Genomic DNA, 9,521 nt, shown 5'->3' on the forward strand with positions numbered 1-9,521 from the left:
CCGACGATCTCGTCGTCCAGGATCAGCGGATAGCGGCCGATCAGCTCCCAGCTGGCGAATAAGGGCGTCCAGTCGATGTGGTCGGCGAGATCGCCCAGATCCCAGCTGTCGAAGGCGCGCACCCCGAGGACGGACGGGGCGCAGGGCAGGGGCGTGGCCGGAGCGGGCCGGAACCGGTTCTGGCGCGCGGCGGGCAGGGCGGCGCGGGCCTTGACCTCCTGACCGCGCGCATATTGCTCGCGGATACGGACGTATTCGTCGCGCGTAACGGCCTCGTTCTTGGCCCGTTCGGTCTTCGACAACAGGCCCGAGACCACGCCGACGGCGCGGCTGGCGTCGATGACATAGGTGGTCGAGCCGCTGTGATAGCCGGGGTCGATCTTCACCGCCGTATGCGTCCGGCTGGTGGTGGCGCCGCCGATCAGCAGCGGGATGTCGAACCCGCGCCGCTCCATTTCGCGCGCCACGAACACCATTTCGTCCAGCGACGGCGTGATCAGGCCCGACAGGCCGACGATGTCGACCTTGTGCTCGATGGCGGCGTCGAGGATGCGGTCGGCCGGGACCATGACGCCCAGGTCGATGACCTCGTAGTTGTTACACTGCAGCACGACGCCGACGATGTTCTTGCCGATGTCGTGGACGTCGCCCTTGACCGTCGCCATCAGGATGCGGCCGGCCTGTTCGCGCGGCTTGCCGGCCTTTTCGGCCTCCATGAAGGGCTCCAGCCAGGCGACGGCCTGTTTCATCACCCGGGCGGATTTCACCACCTGGGGCAGGAACATCTTGCCCGAGCCGAACAGGTCCCCGACCACGTTCATCCCGTCCATCAGCGGACCTTCGATGACGTGCAGGGGACGGTCGAACGACAGGCGGGCTTCTTCCGTGTCGGCGTCGATATATTCGGTGATGCCGTTGACCAGGGCGTGGGCGATACGGGCGGCGACAGGCTGGTCGCGCCATTTCAGATCGACGACGCGAGCGACGCCCTTGTCGCCCTTGTAGTTGGGCGCGATGTCGACCAGCCGCTCGGTGTTGGAGACATTGGTCCGCTGCGGGCGGTTCAGGATCACGTCCTCTACCGCCTCGCGCAGGGTCGGGTCGATGTCGTCATAGACCGGCAGGTCGCCGGCGTTGACGATGCCCATGTCCATGCCCGCCTGGATGGCGTGGTACAGGAAGACGCTGTGGATCGCCCGGCGCACCGGCTCATTGCCGCGGAAGCTGAACGAGACGTTGGACACCCCGCCGCTGATCCGGGCGTAGGGCAGGGTGGCTTTGATGATCTTCACCGCTTCGATGAAGTCGACGGCGTAGTTGTCGTGCTCCTCGATCCCCGTCGCCACGGCGAAGATATTGGGGTCGAAGATGATGTCCTCGGGCGGGAAGCCGACCTCGTTGACTAAGATGTTGTAGGCGCGGGTGCAGATCTCGATCTTGCGGGCGGCGGTGTCGGCCTGGCCCACTTCGTCGAAGGCCATGACGACGACGGCGGCGCCATAGCGCAGGCATTTGATCGCATGATCGCGGAAGGCCTGTTCGCCCTCCTTCATGCTGATCGAGTTGACGATGGGCTTGCCCTGGACGCACTTCAGCCCCGCCTCGATCACCTCCCATTTGGAGCTGTCGATCATCACCGGCACACGGGCGATGTCCGGCTCCGCCGCGATCAGGTTGAGGAAGGTCCGCATGGCGACGGCGCCGTCCAGCAGGCCCTCGTCCATGTTGATGTCGATGATCTGGGCGCCGGCCTCGACCTGTTGGCGAGCGACGTCGAGCGCGGCCGAATAGTCGCCTTCGACCACCAGCTTGCGGAATTTGGCCGACCCGGTGACGTTGGTTCGTTCGCCGACGTTGATGAAGGTGGGACGCATCAGGCTTTTCTGCTTGCTTGGTTCGCGTGACCGAAGTCGAAGAATACGGTTGAGCGATCTCTCCACACCGTATCCAGGCCTCTTGTCTTCAGTGAAACGGCTGTCTCGATGCGCCGGCAAATCGGTAGGCCGCTTCTGTGCGAACTGGCGGTGCCGGCTAGAATTCCATCACAAATGGCGAGCAGACGATCTGCTACTTCACGGTCGCTCACGGGGACGTCTTCTATAAAGAGATATTCCCAAGCGATGCTCACGGTCGGGGCTTTGACAATGACTTCTAAGGCGCCAGTCGGGGGATAGAAGATCGCCTCGAAATCACCCGCAGCATCTCCGTCCATTGTGAGGGCACCTTCCGAGGCATGAGCTAATGCTCTTAACTCATCGGAAAAATAGCCGATACACGGCGTCATCACGCCACCATCTCGAACGGTTCCAGCCCCGATAGCCGCAGGGCCACCGGTCGTTCCGGGATCGCGCGCGGCTTCAGCGGCGCGACCTCTTCGGCGACGTGCTTGATGTGATCCGGCGTGGTGCCGCAACAGCCGCCGACGATGTTGACCAGGCCGGATGCGGCCCATTCCTCGATGAAGTGGGCGGTCTCGTGCGGCTCCTCGTCGTACTGGCCCATGGCGTTGGGCAGGCCGGCGTTGGGATAGGCGGCGACCAGGGTGTCGGCGACGCGGCTCAGTTCGGCGATGAAGGGCCGCATCAGGTCGGCGCCCAGGGCGCAGTTGAAGCCGACGGCGAAGGGTTTGGCGTGGCGCACGCTGTTCCAGAAGGCCTCGGCCGTCTGGCCCGACAGGGTGCGGCCCGAACGGTCGGTGATGGTGCCGCTGATCCAGATGGGCAGGGCGTCCATGCCCTCGTCTTCCAGGTCCTTGATCGCCTTGATCGCGGCCTTGCAGTTCAGCGTGTCGGTGATGGTCTCGATCAGATAGAGGTCGACGCCGCCTTCGTTCAGCGCCTTCACCTGATGACGATAGGCCTCATAGACTTGGTCGAAGGTCACGAGCCGCGCGCCGGGGTCGTTCACGTCGGACGACATGGACAGCATCTTGTTCAGCGGGCCGATGGAGCCGGCGGCGAAGCGCGGCTTGTGCGGCTCCTTCTCTGTCCAGCGGTCGGCGGCGGCGCGGGCCAGTTTCGCGCCTTCCAGATTGATGTCCCACACCGCCTGGGCGTCGAGAGCGTAGTCCTCCTGGGCGATGGTGGTGCCGGAGAAGGTGTTGGTCTCGCTGATGTCGGCGCCGGCGGCGTAATACTGGTCGTGCAGGTCCGAGATGATGTCGGGCCGGGTGATGCAGAGGATGTCGTTGTTCCCCTTCATCTGTTGTTTCTCGTCATAGCCGTTGGCGGCGACGAACCGGTCGGCGCGGAAGTCGGCCTCGGACAGGCCGCGACGCTGAATCATCACGCCCCAGCTTCCGTCGAGGACCAGGATCCGTTCCTTGGCCGCCAGGTGCAGGGCGGCGATGCGTTCGGCGCGGGTCATCGATTGGCTTCCTGACGTGCGAGGTTCGACTCGAAAGCGGCCCTCAGTTCATGCGAGAGCGCGGGGAGGGCGCCCCGATCAACGAATGCGGCGGCGTCGCCAGCCTGCTGTCGCCGGCGACGTTCAAACAGATCCACCAGGCCCGGATGGTTCGCCAGCAGAATATCGACCTGAATCCTGTCCAACCGGTCGAATGTCGAGCGGAAGTCCGACACGATTTGGGGGTATTCCGTGTTGTCGACCAAGGTCGCCCCGGCAACGCTGGCGCTGCAGAAGAACAGGACCGTCAGGGTCTTATCCTGCTGCTCGACCGGCACGCTCCAGCTTGTGCATCCGGCGGTGTGACCGGGCGTGACGCGCGCCGTTAGGACCGTACCGCCCAACTCCACCGTATCGCCGTCTCGGACTACGCGATCGACGGTGATGGCCGGAAAACGTCCTTCGTAGTTGGCCAGACCGATATGGCGCCCACTCTCCAATGCCGGCTTGTCACCCTCGCTGGCGACGATTTGGGCGCCGGTGGCGGCTTTCAGCGCGGCCAGGCCGCCAGCGTGGTCGAAATGGGCGTGACTATTCAACAGCAATTTTACGTCAGCCGGATCGAAGCCGAGCTTACGGATCGACGCCAGGATCAGCGGCGCGCTTTCGGGCAGACCGCCGTCGATCAGGATATGGCCTTGCGGCGTCGTGATAAGGTAGGCCGAGACCCCTTCAACGCCGACATAGTTCACATTGCCGGCCACATTGAAGGGTTGGACCGGTCTGTTCCATTCGATCCGTTCCTCGGCGCTTTGGGCCGTAGCGGAAAGCGGCGAGTAAACAAGAGCGACGGCGAAGGCGGCGACCGAAAGCAACTTCATGCGACGGCGCTCCTGGTTTCACGCACGCCCAGCACGCGGCAGATCGCATAGACCAGATCGGCGCGGTTCAGGGTGTAGAAATGGAAGTCGGAGAAGCCCTCTTCCTGCAGACGGGCGCAGGTTTCGGCGGCGACCGAGGCGGCGAGCAAGCGTCGGGTTTCCGGGTCGTCGTCCAACCCGTCGAAATGGGACTTCAGCCAATCGGGTATGCTGGTCCCACAGGCGCCGCACATCCGGGTCAGGCCGGCGAAGTTGGACACAGGCATGACGCCGGGGATCAGCGGAATAGTCACGCCCGCCGCCCGCACCCGGTCGCGGAAGCGCAGGAAGGCGTCGATGTCGAAAAAGAACTGGCTGACGGCGCGGGTGGCGCCGGCGTCCACCTTGGCCTTCAGCACATCGATGTCGTGGTCGATGGAGGGGCTTTCGGGGTGTTTTTCCGGATAGGCGCCGACCGTGACGTCGAAGCCGCCGACGCGGCTGATGGCGGCGGTCAGTTCGGTGGCGTTGGCGTAGCCGTCGGCGCGGGGTTGATAGACGCCCCCGATGCCGCCGCCGCCGGGCGGATCGCCGCGTAGGGCCACGATGTGATCGACGCCGATGGTCTTGTAGCCGGCGATGACCTCATCGACCTCGTCACGGCTGGCCTCGACGCAGGTCAGGTGTGCGGCGGGACGCAGGGCGGTCTCGGCGATGATGCGCTGAACGGTGCGGTGGGTGCGTTCGCGGGTCGAGCCGCCAGCGCCGTAGGTCACGGAGACGAAGGCCGGGTTCAGCGGCGCCAGCCGGTGAATGGCGGTCCACAGATTGGCCTCGGCCTCGTCGGTCTTGGGCGGGAAGAATTCGAACGAGACGCGGACGTCATGATGGTTCGACCCGGCGCGGGCGACCGGGCCCAGCGGCGACAACAGCAGGGCGCGGGCTTCAGCGAGATTGGGGGCAGGGTGGGCCATCAGGCGGTCTTTCTGTCCTGAGCCAGGGGCGTGGCAACGCGACGTTCGGCCGTCCAGATCGTCACGGTCAGACCCTCGTTGTCCGGCGGCAGGGCGATGGGCGCGGAGGGCGTCAGACCGCTGTCGGTCAGCCAGCCGTTGATCTCGTGGTCGGCGAAGCCCAGGCGGCGATGCTGGTGCGCCTCGCGCATATGTTCGAAGTCGTGGGGGGCGAAATCGACGATCACCAGCCGGCCGCCGGGGCAGACCAGGCGTGCGGCCTCGGCGACGGCCGCGAAGGGGTCGGCCAGATAGTGCAGCACCTGATGGACGATCACCAAGTCCGCGCTGGCGGCGGGCAGGCGGGTGGCGAAGATGTCGCCGTGGCGCAGTTCGACCTTGTTCAGCCCGGCCTTGGAGACATTGGCGCGGGCTATGTTGAGCATGTTCTGGCTGAGATCCAGCCCGACCGACATCTTCGCCTTCTTGCCGAACAGGGTCAGCATCCGGCCGGATCCTGTGCCCAGATCGACGACGCGCTTGAACGGGCCGGGGCCGACGGCCTTTTCCAGGGCGGCCTCGACGGCGGCTTCGCTGACATAGAGGGAGCGCAGACGGTCCCATTGGGGGGCGATCTGTTCGAAATAGCTTTCGGCCGCCTGTTCGCGATCCTTGCGAACCTCGTCCAGGCGACGGTGGTCCGCCTCGCCGGCGTCGTCGGCCAGGATGTCCAGAACGGTGTCGATCAGCCGGCGGGCATGGGCGTCGTGCGACAGGCGGTAATAGACCCGGGCACCATCCGGGAATCGTTCGATCAGGCCGGCGTCGGTCATCAGTTTCAGATGGCGCGAGACGCGCGGCTGGCTCTGGTCCAGGATGCGCGACATCTCCATGACCGAGAGCTCCTCGCCCGCCAGCAGCGACAGGATGCGCAGGCGGGTCGGCTCGCCGGCGGCGCGCAGGGCTTCGACAGTCTGGTCGGCGGTTAGACTCATGAGATCATATAAAGATATCCTTATATGATTTGGCAAGCAAAAACCACCTTGTACATGGCGCGACGGGAAACCCTCTGTCCTCCGTTAAAGCACACGCAATCCCTTTGGAGTGGTTCTATGCGCAGTCTCCTGATCTCCACCCTCGCCCTCGTCGCCGCCGGTCCGGCCCTGGCGCAGAGCGATTTTCCCGAGCCGCCGATGGGCGGACAGATGTCCGGCCCGCCGCCGATGGGCGGAATGCGTCCGCCGGAGCGCGAAACCCTGGCCGACATGAAGGCGCGGATGGTCGAAATGTTCGACCGCGTCGACGCCAATCATGACGGCGCGATCAACGCTTCGGAGTTGGCCGCCTCGCCAGCCGGTCGGATGCTCAGCCGCGCGGATATGGACGGAAACGGGCTCATCACCAAGGCCGAGATGGAAGCCGGCGCCGACGCCATGTTCAAGGTGATGGACAAGAACGGCGACGGCGTCATCACCGCCGACGAGCGTCCGCAACGTCCTGGCCGCCCGGACTGATCAGCCGACGGGCGTCTTGAGCGGCTCGCCCGCGAAATGCGCCTGAAGGTTCTGCATCAGCAGCATCAGCATGCCCTGCACCCCGGCGGTCGTCGCGCCGGCGGTGTGGGGCGTGAGGACGATATTGGGCACGTCCGACCAGCGGCTCGGATCGGTGGGTTCGTCCAGGAAGACGTCCAGCGCGGCCTGGCCCAGGGCGCCGGACTTGAGCGCGGCGATCAGGGCGTCTTCGTCTATGACCTGGCCGCGTGAGACATTGACCAGCAGGCCGTCGGGGCCCAGCGCCTCGAGCACCTCGCGCGAGATCAGGCCGCGATTGGTTTCATCGGCCTTGCAGGCGACGACGAGGATGTCGTTGGCCTTCGCCAGGGCCAGCAGACTGTCGGCGCGGGGCCATTCGGCGTCGTGCGGGCGAGGACCCCACCAGCTGACGTCCATGCGGAAGGCCTCGGCGCGGGCGGCGACGGTCTTGCCTATGGCGCCGAGACCGACGACGCCCAGTTTGTGCCCGCCGATCGAGGGGGTGATGGTGCGGGTCTCCGCAGTCCAGCCGCCGGTGCGGACCTGGCGGTCGCCCGAGACGATCTGCCGACGCGCGGCCAGGATCAGGCCCAGGGCGTGGTCGGCGACGTCCTCGTGATTGACGCCGGGGGCATGGGTGACAGGCAGGCCGCGGTCTCGGCACCAGTCGACGTCGATCCCGTCGTAGCCGGAGGTGAAACAGGCGATCAGGCCGAGGTTGGGCAGGCGTTCGATCAGCGCCTTGTCTAACGGCGCCTCGCCAGCGACGACCAGGGCGCGGATGTCGTGGGCGGCCTCGATCGGCGGGCCTTCCCAGAAGCGATAGACGTCATAGGCGCTCTCGAGGATCGGCGAGAGCGGGGCGAGATGCCGCTGCATGATGAGAACGGCGGGGCGTTGGGTCATGCAGCGGCTCCTCTGGTGGGGTCAGACGATCAGCGCCCGAACTTCTGGTGCTGGATGCGCTTGGGGATGATGCTGTCGGCGCCCAGGCGGCGCATCTTGTCCTGTTCGTAGGCTTCGAAGTTCCCCTCGAACCATTCGACGTGGCCGTCGCCTTCGAAGGCGAGGATGTGGGTGGCCAGACGGTCCAGGAACCAGCGGTCGTGGGAGATGACCACGGCGCAGCCGGCGAACTCTTCCAGGGCCTCTTCGAGGTTCTGCAGGGTTTCGATGTCCAGGTCGTTGGTCGGTTCATCGAGCAGGATCAGATTGCCGCCCGAGGCCAGGGTCTTGGCCAGGTGGACGCGGTTGCGCTCACCGCCCGACAACTGGCCGACCTTCTTCTGCTGGTCGCCGCCCTTGAAGTTGAAGCTGCCGACATAGGCGCGGGTGTTGATCTCGCGCTTGCCGACCATCATCACGTCGGTGCCGCCGGAGATGGCCTGCCAGATGGTCTCGTCCGGCTTCAGGTCGTCGCGCGACTGATCGACATAGGCCAGTTTGACGGTCTCGCCGACCTTGATCGTGCCGCCGTCGGGGGTTTCCTGGCCGGTGATCAGCTTGAACATGGTCGACTTGCCGGCGCCGTTGGGGCCGATGACGCCGACGATGCCGTTGGGCGGGAGTTTGAAGGTCAGATTGTCGAACAGGGTCTTGTCGCCATAGGTCTTGGCCAGGCCTTCGACTTCGAGCACGACATTGCCCAGGCGCGGCCCGGGCGGGATCTGGATATGGGCGTGGGTCTGGGCGCCGCGCATCGATTCCTGCTCGTCCACCATCCGCTCGTAGGCGGCCAGACGGGCCTTGGACTTGGCCTGACGGGCCTTGGCGCCGGAGCGGACCCAATCCAGTTCGCGGCTGAGGGCGCGCTGGCGGGCTTCGGATTCCGAGTTTTCCTGAATGACGCGTTTGGTCTTGGCTTCCAGCCACGAGGAATAGTTGCCCTCGTGCGGGTGGCCCTTGCCGCGGTCCAGCTCCAGCGTCCACTTGGTGACGAGGTCCAGGAAGTAGCGGTCGTGGGTCACCAGGATGACGCAGCCGGGGAAGTTTTCCAGGTGGTGCTGCAGCCAGGCGACGGATTCGGCGTCCAGGTGGTTGGTCGGTTCGTCGAGCAGCAGCATGTCCGGCTTGCTGAGCAGCAGCCGCGCCAGGGCCACGCGGCGCTTTTCACCGCCGGACAGATTGGCGACCTCCCAGTCGTCGGGCGGGCAGCGCAGGGCGCCCATGGCCATTTCGATGCGGCTGTCGATGTCCCAGACGTCGCCGGCGTCGATCTTCTCCTGGAGGGCGGTCATCTCCTCCATCAGCTCGTCGGTGTAGTTCTCGCCCAGTTCGCCGGCCACGGCGTTGAAGCGGTTGACCCACTGTTTCTCTTCGCACCAGGCCTCGACGTTTTCGCGAACGTTCAGGGCAGGGTCCAGCTGAGGCTCCTGCTCCAGATAGCCGCGCTTGATGCCGTCGGCGGCGCGGGCCTCGCCGGTGAACTCGTTGTCCAGGCCGGCCATGATCTTCAGCAGGGTGGATTTACCCGAGCCGTTGACCCCGACGACGCCGATCTTGGCGTCGTTGTAGAAGCTGAGCCAGATGTTCTCGAAGATCTTGCGGCCGCCGGGAAAGGTCTTGGTCAGACCCTGCATCTGGAAAATATATTGCTGCGCCATGAGGTGCGGTTTCGCCCTTCGGGTTTCGTCGGATTGGGAGGTTCGGGCGGATGTAGCGATCCTGGCGCCAGAGAGCAAATAAGGCGAGCGGCCAACGACGGCGCCTCCGCCGTTTTTGCGGCGTAGTTGGAAGCCCTTTGGAAGCGGAGGGCTGGGCGGGGCGCCGGGCCTTCGCCCGGAGTTTTGATTTAGAAATACCGTTTCGACGAAGGTTTGACGCCCCGC

9 protein-coding genes are annotated in these 9,521 nt (G+C 65.3%); 1 reads left to right on the top strand and 8 read right to left on the bottom strand.

Features of this window, described 5'->3' with window-relative positions:
* From Q7J26_RS02115 to Q7J26_RS02140, 6 genes are all read right to left on the bottom strand, one after another.
* A partial coding sequence (locus Q7J26_RS02115; RefSeq protein WP_304934865.1) for a dihydropteroate synthase occupies positions 1 to 1,874 on the bottom strand: 1,874 nt, incomplete at its 3' end.
* Entirely contained in the window at positions 1,874 to 2,284 is a 411-nt protein-coding gene (locus Q7J26_RS02120) for a hypothetical protein (protein ID WP_135195662.1), read from the bottom strand. The genes Q7J26_RS02120 and Q7J26_RS02115, both read right to left, overlap by 1 nt.
* Positions 2,284 to 3,366, bottom strand: coding sequence for a homocysteine S-methyltransferase family protein (locus Q7J26_RS02125; protein ID WP_304934866.1), 1,083 nt, complete (start codon positions 3,364 to 3,366; stop codon positions 2,284 to 2,286). The genes Q7J26_RS02120 and Q7J26_RS02125 overlap by 1 nt, the downstream gene beginning before the upstream one ends.
* On the bottom strand, positions 3,363 to 4,226 hold the full coding sequence (bla, locus tag Q7J26_RS02130) for a subclass B3 metallo-beta-lactamase (RefSeq protein WP_304934867.1): 864 nt from the start codon (positions 4,224 to 4,226) through the stop codon (positions 3,363 to 3,365). The genes Q7J26_RS02125 and bla overlap by 4 nt, the downstream gene beginning before the upstream one ends.
* Positions 4,223 to 5,179 carry a methylenetetrahydrofolate reductase [NAD(P)H] gene (gene metF / locus Q7J26_RS02135; RefSeq protein ID WP_304934868.1) on the bottom strand — a complete coding sequence of 319 codons (957 nt, stop codon included), beginning with the start codon at positions 5,177 to 5,179 and terminating at the stop codon, positions 4,223 to 4,225. The genes bla and metF overlap by 4 nt, the downstream gene beginning before the upstream one ends.
* Positions 5,179 to 6,153: a metalloregulator ArsR/SmtB family transcription factor gene (locus tag Q7J26_RS02140; RefSeq protein WP_304934869.1), complete on the bottom strand. Its 975-nt coding sequence runs from the start codon at positions 6,151 to 6,153 to the stop codon at positions 5,179 to 5,181. The genes metF and Q7J26_RS02140 overlap by 1 nt, the downstream gene beginning before the upstream one ends.
* Positions 6,154 to 6,270: 117 nt before the next feature.
* On the opposite strand from Q7J26_RS02140, the gene Q7J26_RS02145 reads away from it, so the two are divergent.
* Positions 6,271 to 6,672: an EF-hand domain-containing protein gene (locus tag Q7J26_RS02145; protein ID WP_304934870.1), complete on the top strand. Its 402-nt coding sequence runs from the start codon at positions 6,271 to 6,273 to the stop codon at positions 6,670 to 6,672.
* Here the strand turns inward: Q7J26_RS02145 and Q7J26_RS02150 are convergent, their stop codons facing one another.
* Positions 6,673 to 7,599 (bottom strand): 2-hydroxyacid dehydrogenase, encoded by a 927-nt coding sequence (locus Q7J26_RS02150; RefSeq protein WP_304934871.1) that lies wholly within the window; start codon positions 7,597 to 7,599, stop codon positions 6,673 to 6,675.
* A gap of 29 nt (positions 7,600 to 7,628) precedes the next feature.
* Positions 7,629 to 9,296: an energy-dependent translational throttle protein EttA gene (gene ettA, locus Q7J26_RS02155; protein ID WP_304934872.1), complete on the bottom strand. Its 1,668-nt coding sequence runs from the start codon at positions 9,294 to 9,296 to the stop codon at positions 7,629 to 7,631.
* Between the last annotated feature and the right edge of the window lie 225 nt (positions 9,297 to 9,521).

Source organism: Brevundimonas sp. (assembly GCF_030656255.1).
Lineage (GTDB): Bacteria > Pseudomonadota > Alphaproteobacteria > Caulobacterales > Caulobacteraceae > Brevundimonas.

Coding starts and splice junctions, on each gene's coding strand:
- Q7J26_RS02120 (WP_135195662.1), bottom strand. CDS start 2,284: ATGACGCCGTGTATCGGCTATTTTTCCGATGAGTTAAGAGCATTAGCT.
- Q7J26_RS02125 (WP_304934866.1), bottom strand. CDS start 3,366: ATGACCCGCGCCGAACGCATCGCCGCCCTGCACCTGGCGGCCAAGGAA.
- bla (WP_304934867.1), bottom strand. CDS start 4,226: ATGAAGTTGCTTTCGGTCGCCGCCTTCGCCGTCGCTCTTGTTTACTCG.
- metF (WP_304934868.1), bottom strand. CDS start 5,179: ATGGCCCACCCTGCCCCCAATCTCGCTGAAGCCCGCGCCCTGCTGTTG.
- Q7J26_RS02140 (WP_304934869.1), bottom strand. CDS start 6,153: ATGAGTCTAACCGCCGACCAGACTGTCGAAGCCCTGCGCGCCGCCGGC.
- Q7J26_RS02145 (WP_304934870.1), top strand. CDS start 6,271: ATGCGCAGTCTCCTGATCTCCACCCTCGCCCTCGTCGCCGCCGGTCCG.
- Q7J26_RS02150 (WP_304934871.1), bottom strand. CDS start 7,599: ATGACCCAACGCCCCGCCGTTCTCATCATGCAGCGGCATCTCGCCCCG.
- ettA (WP_304934872.1), bottom strand. CDS start 9,296: ATGGCGCAGCAATATATTTTCCAGATGCAGGGTCTGACCAAGACCTTT.